Origin of the sequence: Streptomyces guryensis (genome assembly GCF_021261325.1) — a bacterium.
Lineage (GTDB): Bacteria > Actinomycetota > Actinomycetes > Streptomycetales > Streptomycetaceae > Streptomyces > Streptomyces guryensis.
The window spans coordinates 175,916-197,768 of sequence record NZ_JAJSBI010000007.1; the positions used below are offsets into that span (position 1 = coordinate 175,916).

The 21,853-nt window shown below is 66.9% G+C and carries 26 protein-coding genes; 11 read left to right on the forward strand and 15 right to left on the reverse strand.

Annotation, left to right across the window (positions count from 1 at the left end; all coding sequences use genetic code 11):
• Nucleotides 1-100: 100 nt before the first annotated feature.
• The 4 genes from haaA (at nucleotide 101) to LJ657_RS16565 (ending at nucleotide 2,387) form a co-directional block, all read left to right on the forward strand.
• Entirely contained in the window at nucleotides 101-292 is a 192-nt protein-coding gene (haaA, locus tag LJ657_RS16550) for a HaaA family cyclophane-containing RiPP peptide (protein WP_232649374.1), read from the forward strand.
• Between the two features lie 13 nt (nucleotides 293-305).
• The gene (locus LJ657_RS16555) at nucleotides 306-1,463 is read left to right on the forward strand and encodes an FxsB family cyclophane-forming radical SAM/SPASM peptide maturase (protein ID WP_232649375.1); all 1,158 of its coding nucleotides are present in this window, start codon (nucleotides 306-308) and stop codon (nucleotides 1,461-1,463) included.
• Between the two features lie 82 nt (nucleotides 1,464-1,545).
• Entirely contained in the window at nucleotides 1,546-2,025 is a 480-nt protein-coding gene (gene haaN / locus LJ657_RS16560; RefSeq protein WP_232649376.1) for a cyclophane-containing RiPP N-acetyltransferase HaaN, read from the forward strand.
• Nucleotides 2,022-2,387 carry a hypothetical protein gene (locus tag LJ657_RS16565; protein ID WP_232649377.1) on the forward strand — a complete coding sequence of 122 codons (366 nt, stop codon included), beginning with the start codon at nucleotides 2,022-2,024 and terminating at the stop codon, nucleotides 2,385-2,387. The genes haaN and LJ657_RS16565 overlap by 4 nt, the downstream gene beginning before the upstream one ends.
• Nucleotides 2,388-2,459: 72 nt before the next feature.
• On the opposite strand, the gene LJ657_RS16570 is transcribed toward LJ657_RS16565, so the two are convergent.
• The 3 genes from LJ657_RS16570 to LJ657_RS16580 all read right to left on the reverse strand — a co-directional run bounded on the left by LJ657_RS16570 (nucleotide 2,460) and on the right by LJ657_RS16580 (nucleotide 4,803).
• Nucleotides 2,460-3,242: a hypothetical protein gene (locus LJ657_RS16570; protein ID WP_232649378.1), complete on the reverse strand. Its 783-nt coding sequence runs from the start codon at nucleotides 3,240-3,242 to the stop codon at nucleotides 2,460-2,462.
• Nucleotides 3,239-4,162, reverse strand: a complete 924-nt coding sequence (locus LJ657_RS16575) for a TauD/TfdA family dioxygenase (RefSeq protein WP_232649379.1) — start codon at nucleotides 4,160-4,162, stop codon at nucleotides 3,239-3,241. Before LJ657_RS16575 ends, LJ657_RS16570 begins: the two co-directional genes overlap by 4 nt.
• 92 nt (nucleotides 4,163-4,254) lie before the next feature.
• On the reverse strand, nucleotides 4,255-4,803 hold the full coding sequence (locus LJ657_RS16580; RefSeq protein WP_269786540.1) for an ATP-binding protein: 549 nt from the start codon (nucleotides 4,801-4,803) through the stop codon (nucleotides 4,255-4,257).
• Between the two features lie 232 nt (nucleotides 4,804-5,035).
• On the opposite strand from LJ657_RS16580, the gene LJ657_RS16585 reads away from it, so the two are divergent.
• A complete protein-coding gene (locus LJ657_RS16585; protein ID WP_232649381.1) occupies nucleotides 5,036-5,917 on the forward strand; it encodes a helix-turn-helix domain-containing protein in 882 nt (293 codons plus the stop codon).
• Nucleotides 5,914-6,144, forward strand: coding sequence for a DUF397 domain-containing protein (locus tag LJ657_RS16590; protein ID WP_232649382.1), 231 nt, complete (start codon nucleotides 5,914-5,916; stop codon nucleotides 6,142-6,144). The genes LJ657_RS16585 and LJ657_RS16590 overlap by 4 nt, the downstream gene beginning before the upstream one ends.
• Nucleotides 6,145-6,257: 113 nt before the next feature.
• Here the strand turns inward: LJ657_RS16590 and LJ657_RS16595 are convergent, their stop codons facing one another.
• From LJ657_RS16595 to LJ657_RS16630, 8 genes are all read right to left on the reverse strand, one after another.
• Nucleotides 6,258-6,596, reverse strand: coding sequence for a hypothetical protein (locus LJ657_RS16595; RefSeq protein WP_232649383.1), 339 nt, complete (start codon nucleotides 6,594-6,596; stop codon nucleotides 6,258-6,260).
• A 339-nt stretch (nucleotides 6,597-6,935) separates the two neighbouring features.
• Complete coding sequence (locus LJ657_RS16600; protein ID WP_232649384.1) at nucleotides 6,936-7,511, reverse strand: hypothetical protein; 576 nt, start codon at nucleotides 7,509-7,511, stop codon at nucleotides 6,936-6,938.
• Between the two features lie 7 nt (nucleotides 7,512-7,518).
• Nucleotides 7,519-8,751, reverse strand: coding sequence for a WXG100 family type VII secretion target (locus tag LJ657_RS16605; RefSeq protein ID WP_232649385.1), 1,233 nt, complete (start codon nucleotides 8,749-8,751; stop codon nucleotides 7,519-7,521).
• A gap of 2 nt (nucleotides 8,752-8,753) precedes the next feature.
• Entirely contained in the window at nucleotides 8,754-9,044 is a 291-nt protein-coding gene (locus tag LJ657_RS16610; protein ID WP_232649386.1) for a DUF6317 family protein, read from the reverse strand.
• A gap of 40 nt (nucleotides 9,045-9,084) precedes the next feature.
• Complete coding sequence (gene mycP / locus LJ657_RS16615; RefSeq protein WP_232649387.1) at nucleotides 9,085-10,377, reverse strand: type VII secretion-associated serine protease mycosin; 1,293 nt, start codon at nucleotides 10,375-10,377, stop codon at nucleotides 9,085-9,087.
• An 84-nt stretch (nucleotides 10,378-10,461) separates the two neighbouring features.
• Nucleotides 10,462-11,919: a hypothetical protein gene (locus LJ657_RS16620; protein WP_232649388.1), complete on the reverse strand. Its 1,458-nt coding sequence runs from the start codon at nucleotides 11,917-11,919 to the stop codon at nucleotides 10,462-10,464.
• Entirely contained in the window at nucleotides 11,916-12,245 is a 330-nt protein-coding gene (locus LJ657_RS16625; protein ID WP_232649389.1) for a hypothetical protein, read from the reverse strand. The genes LJ657_RS16620 and LJ657_RS16625 overlap by 4 nt, the downstream gene beginning before the upstream one ends.
• A 447-nt stretch (nucleotides 12,246-12,692) precedes the next feature.
• Nucleotides 12,693-12,917 (reverse strand): hypothetical protein, encoded by a 225-nt coding sequence (locus LJ657_RS16630; RefSeq protein ID WP_232649390.1) that lies wholly within the window; start codon nucleotides 12,915-12,917, stop codon nucleotides 12,693-12,695.
• Between the two features lie 187 nt (nucleotides 12,918-13,104).
• Between LJ657_RS16630 and LJ657_RS16635 the strand changes: the two genes are divergently transcribed.
• Entirely contained in the window at nucleotides 13,105-14,295 is a 1,191-nt protein-coding gene (locus LJ657_RS16635; protein WP_232649391.1) for an amidase domain-containing protein, read from the forward strand.
• Between the two features lie 39 nt (nucleotides 14,296-14,334).
• Nucleotides 14,335-14,799 carry a hypothetical protein gene (locus LJ657_RS16640; RefSeq protein ID WP_232649392.1) on the forward strand — a complete coding sequence of 155 codons (465 nt, stop codon included), beginning with the start codon at nucleotides 14,335-14,337 and terminating at the stop codon, nucleotides 14,797-14,799.
• A 332-nt stretch (nucleotides 14,800-15,131) separates the two neighbouring features.
• On the opposite strand, the gene LJ657_RS16645 is transcribed toward LJ657_RS16640, so the two are convergent.
• Nucleotides 15,132-15,764, reverse strand: coding sequence for a DUF2461 family protein (locus LJ657_RS16645; RefSeq protein ID WP_232649393.1), 633 nt, complete (start codon nucleotides 15,762-15,764; stop codon nucleotides 15,132-15,134).
• Nucleotides 15,765-16,117: 353 nt separating this feature from the next.
• On the opposite strand from LJ657_RS16645, the gene LJ657_RS16650 reads away from it, so the two are divergent.
• From LJ657_RS16650 to LJ657_RS16660, 3 genes are all read left to right on the forward strand, one after another.
• The gene (locus LJ657_RS16650; protein ID WP_232649552.1) at nucleotides 16,118-16,801 is read left to right on the forward strand and encodes an SPDY domain-containing protein; all 684 of its coding nucleotides are present in this window, start codon (nucleotides 16,118-16,120) and stop codon (nucleotides 16,799-16,801) included.
• 260 nt (nucleotides 16,802-17,061) lie between these two features.
• A complete protein-coding gene (locus LJ657_RS16655; RefSeq protein WP_372487926.1) occupies nucleotides 17,062-17,361 on the forward strand; it encodes a hypothetical protein in 300 nt (99 codons plus the stop codon).
• A gap of 94 nt (nucleotides 17,362-17,455) precedes the next feature.
• On the forward strand, nucleotides 17,456-18,091 hold the full coding sequence (locus LJ657_RS16660; protein WP_308117045.1) for a hypothetical protein: 636 nt from the start codon (nucleotides 17,456-17,458) through the stop codon (nucleotides 18,089-18,091).
• A 277-nt stretch (nucleotides 18,092-18,368) separates the two neighbouring features.
• Here LJ657_RS16660 and LJ657_RS16665 read toward each other — a convergent pair whose 3' ends face one another.
• The 3 genes from LJ657_RS16665 to mobC all read right to left on the reverse strand — a co-directional run bounded on the left by LJ657_RS16665 (nucleotide 18,369) and on the right by mobC (nucleotide 21,816).
• Nucleotides 18,369-19,226 carry a ParB/RepB/Spo0J family partition protein gene (locus LJ657_RS16665; RefSeq protein ID WP_232649394.1) on the reverse strand — a complete coding sequence of 286 codons (858 nt, stop codon included), beginning with the start codon at nucleotides 19,224-19,226 and terminating at the stop codon, nucleotides 18,369-18,371.
• Nucleotides 19,227-19,411: 185 nt separating this feature from the next.
• A complete protein-coding gene (locus LJ657_RS16670) occupies nucleotides 19,412-21,145 on the reverse strand; it encodes a relaxase/mobilization nuclease domain-containing protein (protein WP_232649395.1) in 1,734 nt (577 codons plus the stop codon).
• Complete coding sequence (gene mobC / locus LJ657_RS16675) at nucleotides 21,142-21,816, reverse strand: plasmid mobilization relaxosome protein MobC (RefSeq protein ID WP_232649396.1); 675 nt, start codon at nucleotides 21,814-21,816, stop codon at nucleotides 21,142-21,144. Before mobC ends, LJ657_RS16670 begins: the two co-directional genes overlap by 4 nt.
• Between the last annotated feature and the right edge of the window lie 37 nt (nucleotides 21,817-21,853).

Consider the following 21,853-nt stretch of genomic DNA (forward strand, 5'->3'; position numbering starts at 1 on the left):
CTGCCCCGCAGGACTGCTACGTTGCCGAATGATCTGTCGCTTCAACTACCGCCGTCGTCCCGCGTCGGGTCCCCGTCGCGTACTTCACGAGGAGTGTTGAATGACACCGCCCCCGAGCCTCCCCGGACCGCACGACGTCGCGCATTCGGCACCGGAGACGGCGTCCAGCAACCCGGTCCTGGACCGTGTCGCTCACCGTGTAGGGCAGCGCCTCGCGGCTGAGCAGGCGGCGACGAGCCGCATCGGCGACGGCGCGCACGCGGCCTCGCTGATCTGGCCCTGGCCGTTCTGAGCCGCAGCGGTAGATGCCCCAACTCCGCGCCCCCTTCACGTCGTTCATCCTCAAGGTCGCAAACCGCTGCAACATCGACTGCGACTACTGCTACGTCTTCAACTCCAAGGACCAGGCGTGGCGGAATCTGCCCGCCCGGATGAACCTGGACGTGGCCCGCGCAGCCGCCCGACGGATCGCTGAGCACACCGCGGCACACGTGCTGGGCACCGTGCACGTCATCCTGCACGGCGGCGAGCCGCTGCTCGCCGGGCCGCGGCACATGGCGGACCTGCTCGGCGTCGTCCGGGAGGAGATCCCGGCGGGCACGAAGGTCCGCTTCGAGCTCCAGACCAACGGCACACTGTTGTCGGAGGCATGGCTCGACCTCTTCGAACGGTTCGGAGTCACCGTGGGCGTCAGCCTCGACGGGCCGCCGACGGCGAACGACCGGCACCGGCTCACCCACTCCTCCCGGTCGAGTGCCGCCTCCGCCGTACGCGGCATCCAGCTCCTGCGCACCCGACCGCACTTGTTCGCCGGGCTGCTCGCCGTGGTGGACCTGGCCAACGACCCGGTCGAGGTCCACGACTACCTCGCCTCCTTCGAACCGCCCGCCATCGACTTCGGACTGCCGCACGGCACCCACGACGACCCGCCGCACCGCGACAACCCGCACCTGCCCGAGTACGGGCTGTGGATGAGCCGGGTCTACGACGCCTGGCTCGCCCGCCCCGAGTACCGGCACAGCGTCCGGATGCTGGAGGACATCGTCGCCCTCGGCTCCGGTGTGCGCGGCTCGGTGGAGACGCTTGGCCTCGCCCCGCCGACAAGCGTCGTCGTCGAGTCGGACGGCACCATCGAGGGCGTGGACACCCTGCGGTCCGTCGAGGAGGGCGCCTCCTGGCTCGGGCTCGACGTCTTCGGGCATTCCTTCGACGAGGCACTCGGCCACCCCAAGCTCCAGCACCGGCTGTACGGCAGGCAGGCGCTCGCGGAGAAGTGCCAGCGCTGCCCGCTGGTGGAAGTGTGCGGCGGAGGCTACCTCCCGCACCGTTTCAGCACGGCCCGCGGCTACCGCAACCCCTCCGTGTACTGCGCGGACCTGGAACACCTCATCCGCTACGTCCAGGACTCTCTGCGCCGGCACGGCTGGGATCAGCCAGCCGCGTCCGCCGCATCCTCTCCATAGCCGTACCGCACCGCGACGACGGGCGCGAACGTTGGAGTCACAGAGTCGAGCGAACATGAAGAACAACAGGAGATGCATGCCGATGAGCACGACGATCCGCCCCGCCGACAAGGGGGACACTGTCGCCCTGGCCGCACTGATCGAGGAGATCGAGCGGTTCTACGGATCGACCGAATTCCAGCCCTTCGAGGAACGCCAGGCCCAGGTGGAGGAAGCCCTGTTCGGCTCCCCGCCCCTCGCCTCCGCGCTGGTCGTCGAGGACGAGGCTGGCGACCTCGTGGGCCTCGCTGCGTACTCGTTCCTCTGGCCGGCGGCAGGCTCCACGCACTCCCTCTTCCTCAAGGAGCTCTACGTCCGCGACACCCTCCGGCGACAGGGAATCGGCGCCCAATTGATGGCCGAACTCCGCAACATCGCCACTGCCCGCCCCGGGTGCAGCCGTATGGAGTGGATGACGGACCGCGACAACCCGAACGCCCAGGCGTTCTATCGGCTTCTGGGCTTCGAACAGGACAACGGGAAGATCGTCTACCGCGTGAACGCGGGAGCGGCCACGGAATGAGCAACGCCGTACAGGACGAACGGTGTGACGAGTGCGGCAGCCGGATCGTCATCGGGCTGGGGTGCGACTGCCCGCCGGACGGCCGCGTGCCGACGCATCGAACCGCATCCCAGGTGCGCGAGGAGTGGCGGCGCTTCCCCACCGACACCATCCTCATCTCACCCACGCAGTACGCGCACCGGTCGGGGTGCCCTCACCTCACCGAGGAGCTGGTGCAGCCGCCGCGCTGGGGCTGGATTCCTGATCCGGCACCCGGGCTCTGGGACCGTCTCGGCATCAGCCACCCGGCAGCCGCCACACAGGGCAACACCTCGCGACGTGCGATCAAGCGGTGCCCGGACTGCGACGCGGCTTCGTCGTGACCTGGGACCGTCAGATGGAAACGCTCAGCAGGACTTTCAGGAGGCCGAGGCGGAGGTCGAGGTCAGCACTGATCACGTCATAGGGGTTTCCGTTCCGGCGGGCGCCCCATCGGTGCCCCGGCCAGGGGACAGCCGGGCCTTTCGGACGACATCAGGCAGCCGGACCTTGGTGAGGAGCCGCCCGATGCCCCCTGGGGTGGTTCCGAACTGGCGGAGGTACGTGGTCAGGGTGTGCTGCTGGGCGGGGGTGAGCACAAATTCCCGTACGCCCTCCTCGACGCGCAGGAAGCGGCGGGGATCGCGTATGTCCTCCCGGTTGCGCACGGCTGCCAGGAGGCGGTTCAGGTTGAAGCGCGCGGTCTGGCACAGGACCTCGGGCGGGTCGATGCGGAAGATGTCGGAGAGCATCAGGCGGTGGTACTCGGCGCCCTCGCACACCAGCGCCTCGATCAGGCTGCCACCGCCCACACTGAAACCGGCCTCTCGCAGGGCCGCCAGGCATGCGCGAACGGCCACGTCCACGGTGTCCTCCAGAGCCTCGGAGAGGATCCGGATCCGGTACGTGCGGAGAAGGTTGTTGCCCAGGCGGCCTTCGACGTATTGATCGATCTCGTCGGTCGCGTACGCCAACAGCGCCGCGCGGTCGTCCCACAGATGTCCGCTTCTCTCTGCTTCGAACTCCTTCAGCACGGCCGACAGAGTCGGACCGTGGTCCATCGCCCTTGCGAGCTCCAGCCACCGCATGGGTGATATGCCGTGCGCGCGCAGGAGGGCGAGAAGGACGGCGAACATGCGGCCGTTGGGGTGGGCCGCCGCGTCAACGGCTGGAATGGGCAGCGGCAGGGGTCTGGTCACGACAGGGCCTCCCCGCGGCGCAGAAAAATCTGCAGGAGCAGCCGGCGTTCGTCCTCGGGTTTGTCCTCCTGGTCGTCGCTGAGATCCTCGCGGCCGTGGCAGCACAGGTGCTGGTTCACGATCAGCAGGTCGCCTCGCTTGAGTGGGAACCTCCGCTGGCCGCCGATGAGTTCGCGTTCCAGCGCGCGGGCCGCCTTGGCGTATGGGTCGTCGGGGGCGGCGTCGGCGAGCATCTTCGCCGTGAAGCGTACGAAGCCGCCGAGCGGTGAGCGGCCGTCGATGACGGGGAAGGGCGTCCATTCCCTACCGACCCCGCTCAGTTCATGGAAGGCGCCGCCCTCGTATTTCGGATGGCTGAGCAGGTCGGTGTCCCCGTAGCTGAGCCGGTCCACGGCCCGGCGGACCTGTGAGACGAGGCTGTGGCCCTGACCCTTCGGGGCCGGGTGGACGCAGAGCAGGGCACTGTAGTCGGGCGGCCAGGTGGAGTTGACGACGTCGATGTGCATCGGGCCGTAGCCGGAGCCGGTGGCTGGCATCGGGTCGAGGCTGAGGTTGGTATCGAGCGGCTTCCACAGTGGCCAGCGGTCGAAGGCGCGCAGCGGCCTGGCGATTAGGGAGAGCATCGCGGTGATGGCGCGCAGGTAGTCGGCCTGCGTGTCGACGGCGTCGAGGAGTCCGCCCAGTTCCAGGACGACGAAGCCCTCACCGTCGGGGGCGTTCAGCAGCCACTCACAGGTCGCGGCGATCACCGAGACGCTTGGCAGGCCGGACAGTGTCCGCCGGTAGCGCTGGGCGATCTCCGGGGCCAGGAGACCGTCCTTGAGCTCCCACTCGGGGAGGATCGTCGTGCTCTTGACGAGCTCGGCAACGAACTCCGGCGCCAGGCTGAGGCGGTATTCCGGCAGCGGCGGTGTCGGCATGGCACTCCTCGGATCGGAAGTGTGTGGTGGACGGTGGTGCACGGAGAGGGAGGGGCGCCGGCGTTGAGGCCCGCTGCGATGCGGGGCCTCGATCACCTCGCCTGCAGCCCCGGTGATTGGCCCTGCGTCGCGTGGCCCCGGTTCTCAGACGGGACCGGCATACGACACGGGAAGACACACCAGGCCACCGTCCCGTCAGCGTTGAAGCCCCACTTCCCGCCGAGCTCTTCGACGAGGGCGTCCACGAGCCATAGGCCGCGTCCGCTCTCCTCGTCTGCGCCGGCCTGTTTCGGGCGAGGGACCGCGGAGGGGCAGTGGTCGTTGATCTCCAACCGCACGTGGTCATCGGTATGTCTCAGGCGGAGACCGACCGTGGAGCCGTGCCCGTGCACCACCGCGTTGGTGGCCAGTTCCGAGATCACCACCTCCGCGGAGTCGACGTCTGCCGCGGGCATGCGGCACATGTTCCGCAGCCACGCGGCCCCAATACGCCGGGCGTGCTCGACCCTCGACACCTCCCGCACGAAGGCGATCTCGACAGGCGACGGATGCCCCACGAGTGCGGGAGTCGCGGACGTGGCGCGGGGGCTCGACGTGCGCGCGGGAGCGAGTGGGGCCGTCGTCCGAACCGCAGGCGTCATCGCCCAGTCCTTCCGCAGGTCAAGGGGGATCAGGAGTGCAGAACGCTCTCCATGGCCCAACCACCGTGCCGCGTGGGAAAGTTGCTTCGCAACGAAAATGCTTTAGAAATTTCTCCGCGAACGAAAATGGCACATGACACCGCAAGCGCATGGTCTGTTGCGGCGCGCGTAACGCGTGTCAGACTTCGCGCATCGCGGCTTCGGCGAACGCATGCGATGGAAAGGCGAACACATGGCAGCCAAACCCAGGCCGACCGTGCGGCGAATCGAACTCGGTTACGAGCTGCGGCAGTTGCGCGAACGTGCCGGGATGACGCTCGAGGATGTCGCCGGGAGCGGCGCCATCAAGGGGCTGTACGTCACCAAGCTGCACCGCGTCGAGAAGGGGCTCCAGGACCTCCGCAGCGCCGGTGATCTGCGCGCGCTGCTGGAGCTGTACGGCGTGACCGACGACCGCGACGTCGACCAGCTCCTGCACATCCAGCGCGACGGCTCCAGCCAGGACTGGTGGACCCCGTTCCGGTCCACGATGCCGTCAGGCATGCCGCGCTTCGTCGGCATCGAGACCGCGGCACGAGAGACGTGGGCCTTCCATCCTGCGCTTGTCCTCGGACTGCTGCAGACCGAGGCGTACGCACGCGCGCTGTACGAGCTCGCGAAGCCCATCGAGGAGACCACGAGCGAGTTCATCGAGAAGAACGTCCAGGTCCGGCTCCGACGCAAAGACGCCCTTACGAGGGACGAGGAACCGCTGCGGCTGCGAGCCGTGTTGTACGAGCCGGCTCTGCGGTACGTCGTCGGAAACCCGGAGGTGATGCGGGAGCAGTACGAGGAGATCGCCGAGCTGGCGTCGCTGCCTGGCGTGAGCGTTCAGGTCCTCCCCCAGACACTGCGGGGATACCTGTCCGTGCACGACTTCACGATTCTGCACCTGGACGACGGCATGCCCACCTCGGTCCAGGTGGACAACGCGTGGAGCGCCACGTCGGTCTCCGACAAACCACGCGAGGTCGGACGGTTCACCCGCAAGTTCAACGCCCTCACGGCGTCAGCGCTGCCGCCGGAGGACACACCCGCGTTCCTGCAACAACTCACGCGAGAGATCACCAAATGACCCAGCCCCGTACCCACATGGCACCCGAGTTCACCAACGCCGGAGCGCACTGGTTCAAGTCGTCATACTCCGACGGTGCCGGCAACAACTGCATAGAGGTCGCCGACCTCACCGCCACGGCGCACGCCGGCATCGCGATCCGTGACAGCAAGGATCCCCACGGGCCCGCGCTGCTCATCGACCCGGCCCCCTACATGGCCTTCATTCAGGGCATCCGACACAGCTGATGATTACGGTGATACGGCGCACGTCTGCCTGAACCGTGCCGAGGCTGGAACGCCCTCCGAGCGTGTGGTTCAGCCTCGGCACGCGCCGATCGGACCGAGGGGGTACAAGAGGCTCACAGCCCCTTGACCAGTTGGGCCGCCGTAGCGAGCGAAACGGACGGGTACTGGCGCTTCAGCTCACGCACCGCGACCGCGACCCCTCGCTCCTCGCGGATCCGGAGCAGCGCTTCTTTGTCGACCGTCTGGAAGAAGTCGTCGACGCTGGCGAACTGCTGGTTGAACTTCTCGCGCTTCCTTCTGCGGTCGCCGTACACCTCCGCGCTCCCTATAAGCACGAGTCCGACGACGAAGAACGCCTCGCCGAGGATCACCGGCCAGTTGGCGATGGACATGAAGGCCAGGAAGAAGGAGCATCCCGCCAGGCCCCACATGGCTGCACGGGGTCCGTACATGCGTTTGCCGCCTTCCTGTGGCTGGAGTAGGGGCGGATCGGAGAAGAGGCCGCTGCCAGGCATCAAGCCAGGGCGTCCGGCCAATGACCACCAGGGAACGTGCTGGTGTCCGCCGCTTCTCCCTTGATGACCGTCATGTGCTGTCTCTTGGTCCCGAGGACCGCGACCAGCGCGGAGACAGCGGCCGATCAACGCCGCGTTCACGCTGGCCTCTTCGACGATGGTGGCAGTCCCGGCCCACGAAAACACCACGGATGGTCACGTCCGAGCAGCAACGTTCTTCCTATGTGAGCCCCAGCAAGGGCTTCCGGGGCTCCCCTGCAACGCTCTCGCGACGGATCAAGGAATCTTCCAGCCAGCCGGAATCTCATCCTCCCGGCCATGGACCGTGAGCCAGCGTGCAAGCTTGCGTCGAGCGCGGAGCTCGCCAGGCACCAAAGGCTTCAACCAGAACCAGAGAATCACCGGAACGACGCCCACCGCAATTGGCACGCAGATAGCGGCAAAGAACGCGCCTATGCCACCCAACGCACGCAGACCATAGCCGAGTGCTCCAACACTGCCACCTATGCGCTTACTACGTGCTCTCGCCTCGCCATCTCTAGCACGCTCAGGCTTCAGCTCGTGATCACCAACATGCGCCTGCTCACGCTGTTTCTGAAGCACCGATCGGACGGTGATGAAAGTGCTCGACGCACTCGCCGCCACCACCACAGGAACGACAACCCAAGGAGAGGCGCCTGCATCGATGATGCCGATGGTGATTCCAACGGCCGCGGCAAATACCAGCCCCGTCATCAGGAAAAAAAAGAGTGCGACGAAGGTGCGAACCACCCAATAAATGAGACCGCGCTTGTGCCACGACTTGCCGACAAACGCGAGTGAATCGACCGGCGCAACCTGCGAGACTTTCACGTTAGAACTAGAAGACATCATTCCAAAGATCCACGGTTGAGTTTTTGATTTTGTCGCCCATGCCTTTAAAGTCCTCTTTCCACCATGTTGCAGAGGCGTCGCCAATGCTGTGCCCGATCCCGGAAACCACTCCACGTGTATGGATGTTATGTTCCCAATGGCCAGCTTTGACCAGCTCGTCGCCATAGGTTCCGGCAACATACCCCACGCCGAGACTTGCACCTACAGTCACTCCGACGGGTACGCTTTCTGCGGCACCAGCCTCAATAGCGGCCCCCGCAGCCATAGAAAGCGCCGTACTGCCCGTCTCAACTCCAACGCTATGCCAGAAACCCCAACCCTTCTCCATATCATCCTTGGAGGCGAGATAAATACCCGCTAGGCCCACTGTCGTGCCAAGTATTGGGATGCTGTCCAGGACTTTGAATTGACCGTCGAGATTGAGCTTTTCGCGCAGCCGTGAAAATTCGAATTCTGTCTTTCCGGAGAACTTCCACTTCGACGCAGACTTTTCGACATCAGCGAGTACCTTATTTGCTTCTCGCAACGCTCGACGGTTAGCAAGTCGCTCTGTCTGGAACTCTTTCCATTCCCGTGATTGTTTCGGCATGTGGCGATGGAGACGCTTCATTTCCACACGTTCTTGATTGAGGCGTTCCATTTTCTCGCGGCTCAGCGCAGCGCGGGCGGCCGGAATTCCGTACAGTGCGCGCGCGGCGTCCGCCAACGTGACGTCGTCACTGGTTCCGAGGGTGTCGTCACTTCCACCCGGAGCAAGCTGCGAGACGATCGCGGCGAAGCTCTGCGCGGCATCCGACCGCGCCCGCTTTGCCTTCTGCACCGCCGCTTCCGCACGCTCCACGTACTCGCTGATGTCCATCGTCACAGGGAGTGGGTGCCCATCGGGGTCAAGCGGAATACCGTGCTTCTTGGCATAGTCCCTGGCGTCATCAAGGTCACCCTGAGCTTCACCAAGAGCGACCGCCAGGTGTTCCATCGTGGTCGAGATATGGCCCATCGCTTGGACGATGGCGTCACTCGCCGCTGAAGATACAAGCCAGTCTTGCTTGAAATTGTCAGCCGCATCCCCCCACCAGCCGGCATCGTGTACAAGATCACGGACCCGGGTGTTCAAGACGTGAGTGATCTCGACAAGCTCGCTGCAGGCGGAGGCCAAATCCTGACCGCTGGAGTAAAGCGTGCTTCGATCGCCTTCGATTGTTAGGTACGAGTCGGACACGCTCAGCCTTCCAGCGTATTGAAGAGATTCATGACGTCCTGGTTATCCCTGGTGTAGCCGTCGTGAGCCTTTTTCATCTTCTCGCCGTGATCTTTCACCGTCTCGATAAGGAGGTCGTATAGGGTCTTCACGACGTCGAGCGCATCTCGACACGCTTTATTCGTGTCAGAGTCCCCGCAATCGGGAACCGGGCAGTGCACCTTGTGCTTCTGCTCGCCCAGCGTTCGCTCTTCACGAAAAAAGGCGAGATAGGCTTGCTCAAGGTCCTCCAGGACGACGTGATACTCGCTCATTTATCCCCCTTCACTAGAACCGGGATGGGCGGTCCCGCTGTTACTGGTGCGGATAGCGGTCGGACGGCGGCTGTTGCTGGTACGGAGCGGACCCGGGGTAAGAGTTCGGGGGATAACTTCCGTATCCGGACTGCTGATTGAACTGGCTCTGCTCCGCCGCCCGACGGCGCTTCGCGCGCCGAACCAGAAACAGAGCCACACCGATCACGATGAGCACACCGAGAGCTGCCAGCGTGCTGAGCGCGATGACTGAGTTGGTGGTCAGTCCACTGCTCGAATCATCGGACGCGGAGGATGCCGCTGTGTTGTCCTCGGGTGTTGCCTGAGAATTGGATGAGGGCATGGTGAGCGGGCCGTTCTTGGAGCCGGCCGGGATGTTCTGCTGAAGGGCGGCGAGGGGTTGGATGTAGCCGTAGCCGTACTTCTCGTCAGGGAGGTTCAGGCCCTTGGCCGAGGCTGGGAGGCCGGCCGTCTTGGTGAGGCGATTGACGATCTGGCCTGCGGTGAGGTCAGGGAACTTCTCGTGCAGCAGGGCGCAGGCGGCGGAGACGTAGGCGGCGGAGTCGGAGGTGCCGGTGCCCATGCGGTAGCCGTCTGAGTCCGTGCCAGCGGAGACGACGCGGTAGCCGGGGGCCGTCAGTAGGAGGTTCGCACCGGAGTTGGACTTCTCCCAGATCTCCTTGGAGTCCTTGACAGCGCCGACGTTCACCACGCCTGGGTAACTGGCCGGATAGCTGACGGCTTCGGTGCCGCTCTTCCCCTCGTTGCCTGACCCTGCCACGACAATCGCATTGTGCTGAAGGGCGTACCTAATCGCCTGTTGCTCCTCGCCACCGGCGGTTGGCAGGCTTCCACCCTGGGAGATGTTGATGACCGATGCGCCGTGGTCCACCGCGTACCTGATCGACGAGGCAAAACCGTCCGACTGGCCCCCGTTGTCACGGAGGGGCAGGATCTTCGCGTCAGGGGCGAGTCCCTTCACGCCGTCCGAACCGTTGACACCGTGTCCATGCCCGGCGATGACGCCGGCCATGGCCGTCCCGTGGCTGTCTCCCGCGGCGGGCGAGGCGTCGGAGTCCCCGTCGATGAAGTCTTTGCCCGGCAGGACGTTGCCCTTCAGGTCGCGGTGGGAGGCGTCAACGCCGTCGTCGATGACGGCGACGGTGACGCCCTTGCCCGTCGCGATCTTCCAGACCGCCTCGGCGTCAAGGGCCTGGAGCGGCCACTGGTCACTCCTGACCTGGTCCGCCGACGCGGTGGTCGCGGTGGCGAAGAGCAGTGCTCCCACCGCTGCCGTACTGCCCGCGATGCGCAGCGTCCGCGTGAGACCCATGCCCTGTTTCTCTCTTTCGTCCCGCCGGGCGGGGCTCGCGTGGTGGATGACGCGAGCCCCGTTTCTGTCCTGCCGCGATCGTGTCTACTCGATGAGCGGTGGGGTGGTGTCGTCCCGCTTTGGCACCCAGGTCTCCTCGTCCTCGACGAGATAGTCCGGGACCGGCTTACCGTCTTTCTTCTTCTTGCCGCGGCCCTGGCCAGCCACGCCGGCCTGTCCGGAGCCCGTCAGGCCCGCCGCCCTGCGGCCCTCGGTCGTGCCACCGCGGCTGCCGTGCAGACCGGAACCGGCCCGATTTCCAGTGGAGGGTGTGTCTTCGGGTTCGCCGATCACCCCACCCTTCGTGCGGGCCAGGGGACCCCGGCCGCTGGGCTGGTTGCCGCGTCCGGCACCTGCCCCGGTCCCGGCTCCCACACCGCCCACGCCCGTGCGGCCGCTGCCCGCCGCGGAGCCTTCGCCGGAGGCGCTGCCACCGCGGGCCAAGCCGCCCGCAGGGCCGCCGGGCACACCGGGCAAACCGGCACCTGTTCCAGACCCGCCGCCCACGCCACCGACTCGGGCAGTGCTTCCGCCTCCGTGGCCGCCGCCGTCCCCGGCGCCGGTGCCACTGGGGCTGGTGGTCGCAAGCCCGTCTACATCCGTGCCGACCCCGGAGGGCGCGGACGCCTTTGAAGCGGACGCCTTTGAAGAGGAACCAGTGCCTGCACCGGCAACGCGGTGGGGGGTGCTGGGGGACGCCGTGATGGTCGACCGGCTCGAGCCGCGCGACGCGCCGCTACTGGTGTGAGTCCGGCCCACCAGCATGGGGCCGCTCTCGGTCGGGATCGCGACGATGGGGACCGGCGTCGTGCCTCCCGGATCACCGGGGTAGTCGTCAGACTCATCGAACGGCCTGCGGTTCCACGTACCCATGGCCTTGGTCTGCGACGCGTACGCCGCCCCCAACTGCTCCATTTTCACGGCCATCTTCAACTGGGCTTCCTTGCCCGCCGAGAGGTCGTCCTTGTTCTTGTCCAGGGCCTCCTGGGTGGACATCCCGGCCCGCTTGTCCGCCTGGTAGCCGCTGTCGTCGTGCGAGAACCCGTCCCCGACGAAGTCAAGGCCGCTTGAGATCGTCCCCGGCTTCTCCATCGCCTCGACCTCGGGCTTGATGGTCTCCAGCACCGTGGCCGCGCTGCCCAGCGCGATGGAGGTGTACTTGGCGTACTGGGCGCCGTCCTGCATCTTCTTCGCGATGACCTCGGCCCGCGCCTTGAACCGATCGGCGGCCTCGCCCTCCCAGTGCTCCAGCACCCCGTGGACTGCTGCCAGGAAATCCTGCCGCGATCCACTGCCGCCGTCCTCGCCCACCAGATCATCGTTGACCTTGCGCCAGCCTCGGGCCACGTCGTGAACCACGCCCGGCTTCGCGTTGATGACCATGGCCTTCATCTGGTCCATGTTCAGATCGGCGAACGGGGTCGTGGCCTTCTCGTCGTAGCACATCGCCGCCGGGACGTACTCGTAGGTGTAGCCGTCGCTCTTCTTCCCGCCCGAGCTCATGACTTACCCCCGTCCGAGAGTGCAGCCGCGATCTCCGCTTCCTGGTCCTGGTATGCGCCGTGGTTCTTCTTCGTCTTCGTCCCGAAGTCGTCCACCAGGCCGTGGATATGGGTGACGATGTCCTCGAGGTGCTGCTTCATCTCCGTGTGTGCAATGTGCAGATCATTCGCCTCAGTGAAATCCGCGCTGCCCAGTGCGCCGGCCGGCAGGTAAGTCTGATAGCGCGAGTCAGAGGTGGTATCGCCCAGATTTGAGATGATCCGGTTGAGTTGTGTGACCACACCGTCCAGTGCGCTCAGATCAACCTTCAGCTCGCCGCTCGCCACCGCGAGTGCCCCCTGTCCCCGTACGACTGATAGCGCTAGCAATCTTATCGGCTGCATCAGACAGCGCAGAGCGCCCAGGTCTCTTTCTGGCCTCGATGAGAACAGCGGGTTTGGGTGCCGATGGCGGGATCCAGGGTCAAACAGCGTTTTAGGTGCCGCTGGTGGCGACGCCGAACCGGTTCCAGATGACGTTGAGCGGGGCTCGTGCGCCGTCGCCGTGCACGGAACGGCGTCAGCGACTTCGTGACGCCCGTCGATGTGCGCGCCGGCCTGACCGGCCTCCCTCTCGCCGCGCTGCAGCAGATGCCGACGATGCCGGGCGGCCTGGACCATGTCGGCGATGGCGATGAGAGCGCGGGCGGCTTAGATGCGCTGTGGGGCGGTGCCCCGCTTGTCGGCCATGTCAGCGCGCGCAACTCGGGGTTCACACCTGCCATCACCGAACTGTCAGCTGACGCTCATACCCCGTTCCGGCCAACGTCTACGCTCCTCGAACACGGAGTGGATCTTCCGTGATGCCTTGACGAACGTGTAGTCGGCGATGCCGTCGTCGGAAGTTGAGGTGCGGCTGGACGTGTCGACGATGAGCGTACGGTCCATTTCTTCCGGGTCTTCACCGAAAGAGTAGCGAATGGAGTCCGGTTGTTCGGACAGCTTCCTGAAGTAGGCCAAGGGCGCCATTACCGCTCGCTCTCGAAGTCTTCCGCTTGGTGGGCGGAACCTTGCTCTGCCAATTGTTTCATGATCGGGAATCAGACATTCCGGGATCAGGAACACGCCACACGGGAACGCGATGTTCGAATTTGCCCTCCTGATCGACAGGCTGACCCGACCAGTCAGCCGTGATCAAGGGGGATTCATGCGCATTGCGAAGCACAGACGGGTCTTCGCCGCAGCCGTGACCACGACCGCGGCGATGCTCGCGCTCATCGACACACCTGCGAGTGCCCAGCCCGCCGACCTGGCCGCTCCGACGGCGACGAATACCGACACCACGGCACTCGCTCAGCTCGCCGAGGGCTATCTGCAGCAGCGCGCCGACATGCTGACGACGTCCCGCCCGACAGTGAGGGCCGTCGTCGTCCACGTCAAGGCCACGCGCGCCATGGCCGCTCGCACGCAGGACGATCTCGCCGCCCTCGCAGAGAAGGGCAAGCGGTACAAGGAAGTCGACGGCGGCTACACGAAGGCGCAGGTCGACGTGAACGTCACCGACACCACCGTCTCCGGTCAGACAGCAACGCTCCAACTCACCGAGCACACACGCCTCTACCTGCCGTTCACGGCGCAGGAGGTCGAGCAGGGAGCGCCGGAGTACGAGGAGCTGTCGCTCCCGCACACGGTGACGTATACCCAAGGCGCCGACGGTGCGTGGCTGTTGTCGTCCGACAAGGCCGATACGGAGGGCGGCCCGACGCCGACGACACAGGTTTCCGACGCGGACGTCGACGCCGCGACGGCCGATGGGGGCGGTAAGGCGGACGAGGACGAGGGAAGCAAGGATGCCCCCTCAGACACGACCCCGCTGCCCGCCGCCACGGTCGACGACGTCGTCAAGCCGACGGTCGCAGCCAGCTACAACTACAACAAGATGGTGGCCTACGCCGACAAGTACTGGGACCACCACAACGGCGCCTTCCGCACATACGGCAACGACTGCACCAACTTCATCTCGCAGGCGATGCTGGAGGGCGGATGGGGTCCCAAGGGCGGCGCCATCATTCAGAGGACCAGCAACAAGTACTGGTTCTACGGGCCGACGACGTGGACGACCAGCTACACCTGGGCGGGTGCCGAGAACTGGTACTGGTTCGCGAAGAAGCACTCGAAGAGGACCAAGATCCTCGACAACGTGTGGAAGCTGGCCAAGTCGGATGTGCTGCAGGCTGACTGGGACCGGAACAACAACATCGACCACACGATGATCGTCACGAAGAAGTACGGAGGTACGCCGTACCTGACGTACCACACCGGCGACACCCACAACAAAAGCCTGAACAAGCTGCTCTCTGACCATCCGCGCACCTGGTGGTACGCGCACCGCACGTGACAGGCTGCTGCCCCTCACAGGAGAAACTAGGAGTGCGCTGTGAAACGTCGACGCCTCTTGGCCGTGCTGGCCGTCCTGGTCGTCGCATCCGGCTGCTCGTCCTCTGACGACAAGGTCGCGCCCGCAAGCCCTTCGAGCTCGGCGTCCGCCGACGGAGCCCGCAAGGCCGTCGAAACCTACGTGAACGCCCTGAACTCCCGCAGTGCCACCGACCTGATCGCCGTCGGCGGTGTCAAGGACGCGAAGTGGTCCAGGCAGGAAGCCGCGCAGATCCTCGCGGACCGGGGCGGGCGCGGGTGGAAGATCAAGGACGTGCAGATCGAGCACGACATGGGCCCGAACACCGGCTCGGCCCGCCTCGTGGCCGAGGACAAGGCGGGCAAGCCGCTGCAGGACACCTTCACCGTGATGCGGCAGAAGGGCACGTGGCACCTCGTGGTCTTCACCCATCAGCCGACCGAGCCGGGCAAGGAACCCGCCTCAACCGACAAACCCGGTTCCTGACCGGCCAGTTGGGCGGCCTGCGCCGGGAGTCAGGTGCAGGCCGCCCGTCAGTCGGCGGGATCCGCCAGTGACGGCACTGAACCGAACGCACCGGCGAAGGTCCCGACGTAGCCAAGGGACGTAGACTCTACGGCTGCCGACGGTTCAAGAGCCTGGTCCGGATCTCTGCCCAGATCAGCGGCCGGTCTTCGACCGTGCTGATCCCCTTGCAGAGGTGCCGGATGGTTATCGGGAGATGGCCGACCGGTCGGCGCTGAAGGTGCGCAGCTCCTGAGCGCGGGGGCTGGCGGCACGGGTGGGGTTCCTTCCGGCCGCGCGGTGCCCTCGTGATGTCAGGCGGTGCGCTTCACGTGGCGGACCAGCCACATCAGCAGGGGGTCCAGGTCGGCGGCGGCCGAGAGGACCCGGTCGACCGCCTCGGGGGTGTGCAGCCACTCCTCGCAGCCGAGGGGACGGGCGGCGATCAGTGAACGGTGACGCAGCAGATCGGCATGGGCGTGGTCCGTCGGATAGCCGCGCGGAGGGCGTTTCATCACGTCCCCGGAGATGTCGTAGCCCTTCTTCCGCACGTCCTTGACGATGACGGACAGTTCGTGGCCGCTCCCCTCTGACGCCACGGCTTTGCGGAACATGTCCACCTGGCCGGGATCGGGGTACCACCAGGCGCCCTGGATCCGCAGGCCGTCCAGGGAGAACCGAAGACCGATCTCGATCTTGCGGCCGAGCCGGATCACCGCGCCCTGGTGCTGCCACCACCAGGAGTCGGTGCGGTAGTGCCAGACGGAGAAGTCCTCGTACCGGGGGTCGGCGTCCGCGACCTCGTTGAGCAGGGCGATCATCGGCTGCCGGACCAGCCGTTCGCGGTCCGCGCGGTAGCGCTCACGGGTCGCGTGGGTCGGTTCGCCCTGGAGCTGCCACAACACGTCCATGGCCTGCTCCGGCCAGCCGGTGAACTGTCCGCGCATGCGCGCAGGTTAGCTCACCCGTGATCCGCGCGCGCCGAGAGTGAGGGAGGCGTAACCCCAGACAAGGTGGGAGATGCTGCGGCAGGGCTCGCCGGCCAGTTCGATGTGCCGTGCGGGGTGGGCGAGTCCGTCGAGGAACACGGAGAGTGCAGCGGATATGAAGCCGACGGTGAGAGGCAGGCACTTCAGTTCGCCGCGGGCAGACAGCGAAGATCCCGCAATGACTGGCGCATTGCTGCAGGAGCATGCCAACGTACAACGCTCTGGCGGAAGACCTTGCCCCTGAGCCCAAGGAGGCGCCCCTGCACTCGCACCATCCCAGCGAACCGTTCCAACCCGACTCGCCGGACCCCGTGTATTGGGTCACCCCGCTCCATCTGGCGGGTGGTGACGGTGTGCTTGCCGAGAGGATTGGTAGCACATTGGCCAGCCTCGGCTGGCGTATGTGGCCCACCGCCCGTCACACGCTTCTGTATGTGAGCCCGGACGGGTTGTGCGGCGCCGAGTGGATTCTCGCGGCCTATCCGTTCGAGTTGGGTGGTCTACCGGTTGCCTGGCAGCTGAGCGCCCGCCCGTATGCCACTGCCGCGATGACGGTGTGGAACGCGTACTTCACCGCCGACGTCCCGTACGAGGCGCTTGCCGATCTCCTCATCGCCATCGACGCTCGCAAGGCGCCCGACGTTGGTTTCGCGGGGCCGGCGACGGTCCTCGACGCGCTCAGCGGTCGGGGCTGGATCCGCGACGTGGACCGTCCCGGTACCACCGCCATGGATCCCGGGCTTTCCACCTGCGTCTCCCTGGAGATGCTGCCGCCGCTAATCGAGGACGCCGATCCCCGCCCCGGTCTGGTGGGCTGGCAGGCGTGGGCGGAGCCCGTCGTCGGCGCTCCGTATCTGTGGTGCGCCAGCTTCAGCGCCAGCGTCCCGCATGACCTGGTCGCCGCGTTCGCCTCCTCGCTTGCCTCGCCGGTCCCGGTGGGCCGCCGCACGCTGCCCAAGAGCGCCGAGGGCCGGCTCACCGTCCGACGCCGCTGACGGCCTGTCTCCGGACGCCGTCCGTGGTGCTGCTGGTCGCTGATTTCCGTGACTTGAAGGTCAAACGTATGAGGGGCGTGCCCTGTGCCCGCCAGTCGACAGAGAGGAAGAGGATCTTGTTGTTTCGACGCTCTCGCGCGGACCGTGCGTTCCGTGAAGCCCAGCGCGCGGGTTACGCGCTCCTACAGCAGGTGCATGCCGAGTGGCCCCTGCCGGACCACACCACTGGTGCGGTGGCACCGGCCGCATCAGAGGCGCTGGTGCCTGACTTCCTTCCGCCGGACCTGCGGGTTCCCTCGCGCCAGGAGGTGGAAGGGCTGATGATGCGCTGGGAGCAGCCGCTTGTCATCGACGGCGAGGTCCGTACTTGCACCGAGTGCGGCGGGTACCGGGACTGGATCGTCTTCTGCCTGCGCGACGACTCGGTGTGGCTCCGCTGTCGGGCCGGTCACCAGGTTCAAGAGCCTCGTCTGGACGCCGCCTGGTACAACCGCAACTCTGGTCCGGTCGACCGCTGGCACTCCACCCTTGAGGACGGGCTGCGCCACCTCGGCCACTGATCTCGAAACCCCTCGCCCCTACCCCTACAGACCGCCGGCGCCGGAGGACCGGCCTGGTCAGACCGTCAGCTCCGCAGCCACATAGGGGTTTCACATGGGCCTTCGCGCCACGACCGTCCTCAGCTTCAGCGCCCTCGCCGTCCTTGCCCTGACGGGCTGCTCGGCCGGCAGCGCTGATTCCACCGACCTGACGTCCCCGACGACCGTCAGGGTGCGCCCGGGCGGTGAGAGTGCCCCGGTGCCCGCTCCGTTGTCCTCGGCCGCGCTGGCCAAGCGGCTCCTGGGCGAGAGCGACCTGGGCGAGGGCTACACCCGCACGCCTCAGCCCCCGGCGCAGCACGATGACGTGAGCGTCACCGGCTGCCCGGCGCTGGAGAAGCTCGGCAGTGAGGCTGCAGTCGGTGGCAGCTTCGACTTCCCGCACAAGGCCAAGGTGTCCTTCGCCTATGCGGGCGGCAGCGGCTCCGAGGTGGCCGAGGAGTTGTACAGCGACACCGAGGACAAGCTCTCCCAGGGCGTGGCTCGGATCTTCGAGGCGATGACCTCCTGCCCCACTTATCAGGTCCTCGCCGGTAGTACATCGGTCACGGTCTCGGCTCAGAGTGCTCGTCGCCCAGCTGGGCGACGAGCAGTGGAGCCAGCTGTTGACCTTCACAGTCGGCGGGCGCAGCAGCGTCGTCAAGCAGACGGCCGTCCGCACCGGGACGGTAGTCGTCGTGGTCTCCGGTAGCCCGGCCTGGTCGATGCCCATGTGCGCAAGGCGGTCGCCAAGGCCACGGCGGTCAGGCTTTCGGGGTGATGAGGCCGGATCGGCAGGCAAGGACGGCGTCGCAGGCCCCTATGCCGAGGCGGTTCCTGTAGCACCGGATCCCTGTCCTGGTCACGGACGTGCATGCCGTTTGTCATGGTGAGCCCTGTGACCTGGGCGGGCTTCGCCGCCCTCGCTCCTGGAGGCCGGAGCCGACAAGGCCGGCCCTCAGGGGCGCTGCCGTATCAGGCCAGGGCGGTCAGGGGTTCTGGACGAGCAAGCGGACTTCGGGTGTGAGGCCGTCGAGGATGTCCCGCCCGTAGGGGGTGTCGGGCCGGGCAGCGAGGTCTTGGACAGCGGTCCAGATCTCGGCTATCACCTGGAGCGCCTGCTGTGTTTGCCGGATGGCGTTGCGCCGGTGGGCGAGGAACTCTTCGGCGCGCTGGTGGGCCTGCTCCCAGGTGATGTCTCCCCGCTCGACGAGCGGGGCCATGGGCGGGGTGGGGTCGCCGTCGGAGAGGCGGAGAGCGTCCGTGTGCTGCACGGTCTGGCGGAGCTGTTCTTCGTGTTGCCGCTGGTTGAGTGCCGCTGTGGCGTCGTCGAGGGTGAGGGAGCCATCGGTGAGCTGTTCTGCGAGGTCGGGGGCGTGCTCGTGCAGGCGGTCGTGCTGGGCCTGGATCTCGGCGGCGTGGGCCTGGTGTTCGCGGACGGTGCTGTAGGCGGCATCGAGGCTGAGGGTGCCGGTGCGGACCTGCTCGGCGAGGTGGGGGTGGTGCTTGAGGACCGTGGCCGCGTTGGAGAGGCGGGTCAGGCTGATGCTGTGGAGCTTGGCGTGGTGGCGCAGGGAGTGTTCCGAAACGGAACGGGCCATCGCGACGATCACCGCCTGCTGGCCCTTGCTGATGTGCCGGCGGCGCAGGTTGTGGGCGAGGACCAGCGCTTTGGGGTCGCTGCCGGTGTAGGTGGTGAAGCGCGGTGCGACGCCGGCGATCTCGCAGGCGGCCAGACGGTTACGTCCGTCGAGGAGGATGCCGTCGGCGCTCAGGACGATGGCCTCGTGCTGGCCCTCGGTCTTGATGGACTCGGCCAGGTCGTGCAGCTCGTCGGTGCTGAGCATCGGGAACATGTCGGCGGTGGGGTGGGTCTGGATGATGTGCTCCTTGTCAGGTGGGGCGCCGTAGATGGCCTGCGGCGTCGTAAGGCCGGGGGCAGGGCTGTGATCGTTGATCGGTGGTCACCGGGACTTCGGTGGCCCTCGTTAGCGGGTGCGAGGCGTGCGAAGCCGCTGTCTGAGGGGGGTGCTCACCGCGTCCGGTGAGTGCGGGACGGCGGCGGCGTGGACGCGGGAGGTGCCGCGGCGGAGGCCCGCCCTGTGGACAGGACGTGGCGGGCCTGAGGGCTGCGGGCTTGTGCGGCTCGTGCACCTGGGCCGGGGGCGTGCCGGTCGCCGAGGCGTTGGATGCGCCAGACGAGAACTTCGGATGCCGATTTTGCGTCGCTCAAGGAGCGTTGCCGGGCTGCCTGCTGGAGGACGGCTGCGGGGTTGTGGCCAGCAGCTTCGGCGGCGGCGAGGGCGGCGGTGAGCGCGGGCCAGGCAGCCTCGGAGAGGATCTGCCCGGCATGGGAGGGCAGGACCTCGTGCAGGGTGCGGGCGTACCGATGGACGGTGCCCTCGGAAGGGCGGCGCCCGGCAAGTACGGCAAGACTGGTGGGGGCGATCTGGTCGTAGGCGGCCTGGAGATGGGTGAGCGTTTGCCGGGCGGCGGCCACCTGCCGGTCGTGGTGGCGGAGCGCGCTGCGGCGCTGGGCTGCGAGTACGACGAGGATGGCGGTGTCCAGGAGCATGGCCAGGCCGGTGTGGTCCGCGCCCTGGTAGCGCATGGCTTTCAGCGCGCCGCGCAGGGCGCGGGCGTGCTGGTGGTCGGCGCGGGCACGGGTGTGGGCGGCGTGCTCGAAGGCGACCGCGGCGCGGTGGAGTTCGCCCTTGAGATGGACGGGGGCGTGGACGGGCAGGGCGTAGAGGACTTCGCTGAAGACGGTCAGGTGGGCTTGGACAGCGCCGTCGTCGGCGTGATCAAGGTGGTGGGGGATCCGTTCTGCGGCCGCGGTGGCCTGGTGCCAAGGGCTGCGGTGGTAGTGGCCGGCTGGTGAGGCTGCCGTGGCAGTGGGCCCTTCGGCGGCGGTCAGACGCTGCTGGATCTGTGGGAGGGACAGGTCGGTGGCGAGGCTGGAGCCGGAGTACCAGACGGGCTCGCTGTTGGTGTCGGGGTCGTCGGGCAGAGCGACCTTGTAGCCGCCGAGGTCGCCGGAGGGCAGCGTGCGTGTTTCGACCTGGAGACCGGCGTCGGCGAGCAGGTTGAAGAACTCCTCCAGGTCCTTCGCGTGGGAGAGCGCGGTGCGCACGGTGTGCCGCAGCTGCTCGCGCGCCGTCTTGTGGTGGCCCAACCGTTTGGCCTTCTCCTGCTCGGCGCGGGTGGGGCGCTTGACGGCCGGGGTGCCGGTGGCGGCTTCGGGGCCGCGCGGAATCTGGGTGAGGCCGAAGTCCTTCTCGACCTGGGTGAGTTCGGCCATGGCGCGGTGGTAGTCGTTCCAGTTCCTCGGCGGGCGCAGATCACCGCGGACTTTGGTGGCAACGATGTGGATGTGATCGTCCGCATGGCGCACGGCAACCCACCGGCAGCCGTCCGGATCACCCTCGGGTGCGATGCCGGTCGCATCGACCATGCGCTGGGCGATCGCCGCCCACTCGGCATCGGTCAGGATGCGGTCCTCGGGCGCGGCGCGCACCGAGCAGTGCCACACGTGCCCCTCGGGTGCCTTGTCGCCGGCCTGCTTGACCCGCAGATCCAGAGCCTTGGTGAGCTGGCCGAGCCGCTCCTTGTGCCCGGGACTGTCATACGGGCCAGGGTCAGCAATGAAGTCGTCCCAGGAAGCGACGATGTGCTGGTCGGTGTGCTCGTTGGCGCGGCCCTTGTCGAAGAGGTAGGCCAGCACGCCGTGGGTGTTGTTGCCCGGCTTGACAATGTTCGCGATCACCTCAGGCCGCCCGCCTTCTGCCCGGCTGCCCGGAAAGCCGCGTCGTCGACCGCCCGGACCGTGTCGTGGGCGGTGGCGAGCAGGCGCTCCGCCCGCTGAAGGATCGCGGCGTCCACAGGGTGTGGATCGCCGCCCGAGTTGAGGCGGCGGGCGATCTGGTTGACGTTGTTGCCGATCCGGGCGATCCGCGCCCGCAGAGCGGCGAACTCGTCGACCGCATCGTCGTAGACGGTGCGCTGGTTCGGAAGGTGCTCCTCGCCGTTGACGAAGGCCATGACGACCGCGCCGACCAGATGCGCGCCGGTAATCTCCAACGTCTGCGCCTTGGCAAGGATCCGCGCCTTCTCCTCGACGCTGTAGCGGGCATCGACGCGCTCTTCGCGACGGCCTTCACTGCTGGCCGTGCGGCGGTGCGCGGCTCGATAGAGCGCGGCTTCATCGGCTGCACGCGCGACGGCAGACGATGACTGTTTTTCGGCGATGACGTGCCGCACACCCTCCTGCTCCGGCGCGCCCTCGCGCCGGAGCAGCTCCTCCGCCACCCCCGGGGCGGAGGAGTCCGCGATGGACCGGCCCATGGACGGTCCATCGCCATTGCTTGCTGCGCGTGTGACGGGAGTGGTGACCATCTGCTCTTGGGAGATGGGGAGTTCGGGGTAGTGGTCGCGCACGACGAGATGTCCTTGTGTCGGGGGTGCGGGGGTGGCG

What these genes read in the sequence shown, in the direction of transcription:
- LJ657_RS16665 (WP_232649394.1), bottom strand. Translation starts at nt 19,226, where the DNA reads ATGCTCAGCACCGACGAGCTGCACGACCTGGCCGAGTCCATCAAGACC.
- LJ657_RS16555 (WP_232649375.1), top strand. Translation starts at nt 306, where the DNA reads ATGCCCCAACTCCGCGCCCCCTTCACGTCGTTCATCCTCAAGGTCGCA.
- haaA (WP_232649374.1), top strand. Translation starts at nt 101, where the DNA reads ATGACACCGCCCCCGAGCCTCCCCGGACCGCACGACGTCGCGCATTCG.
- haaN (WP_232649376.1), top strand. Translation starts at nt 1,546, where the DNA reads ATGAGCACGACGATCCGCCCCGCCGACAAGGGGGACACTGTCGCCCTG.
- LJ657_RS16645 (WP_232649393.1), bottom strand. Translation starts at nt 15,764, where the DNA reads ATGCGCGGACAGTTCACCGGCTGGCCGGAGCAGGCCATGGACGTGTTG.
- LJ657_RS16585 (WP_232649381.1), top strand. Translation starts at nt 5,036, where the DNA reads ATGGCAGCCAAACCCAGGCCGACCGTGCGGCGAATCGAACTCGGTTAC.
- mycP (WP_232649387.1), bottom strand. Translation starts at nt 10,377, where the DNA reads ATGGGTCTCACGCGGACGCTGCGCATCGCGGGCAGTACGGCAGCGGTG.
- LJ657_RS16595 (WP_232649383.1), bottom strand. Translation starts at nt 6,596, where the DNA reads ATGTACGGACCCCGTGCAGCCATGTGGGGCCTGGCGGGATGCTCCTTC.
- LJ657_RS16575 (WP_232649379.1), bottom strand. Translation starts at nt 4,162, where the DNA reads ATGCCGACACCGCCGCTGCCGGAATACCGCCTCAGCCTGGCGCCGGAG.
- LJ657_RS16635 (WP_232649391.1), top strand. Translation starts at nt 13,105, where the DNA reads ATGCGCATTGCGAAGCACAGACGGGTCTTCGCCGCAGCCGTGACCACG.
- LJ657_RS16620 (WP_232649388.1), bottom strand. Translation starts at nt 11,919, where the DNA reads ATGAGCTCGGGCGGGAAGAAGAGCGACGGCTACACCTACGAGTACGTC.
- LJ657_RS16580 (WP_269786540.1), bottom strand. Translation starts at nt 4,803, where the DNA reads ATGACGCCTGCGGTTCGGACGACGGCCCCACTCGCTCCCGCGCGCACG.
- LJ657_RS16610 (WP_232649386.1), bottom strand. Translation starts at nt 9,044, where the DNA reads ATGAGCGAGTATCACGTCGTCCTGGAGGACCTTGAGCAAGCCTATCTC.
- LJ657_RS16660 (WP_308117045.1), top strand. Translation starts at nt 17,456, where the DNA reads ATGGGCCTTCGCGCCACGACCGTCCTCAGCTTCAGCGCCCTCGCCGTC.
- LJ657_RS16590 (WP_232649382.1), top strand. Translation starts at nt 5,914, where the DNA reads ATGACCCAGCCCCGTACCCACATGGCACCCGAGTTCACCAACGCCGGA.
- LJ657_RS16565 (WP_232649377.1), top strand. Translation starts at nt 2,022, where the DNA reads ATGAGCAACGCCGTACAGGACGAACGGTGTGACGAGTGCGGCAGCCGG.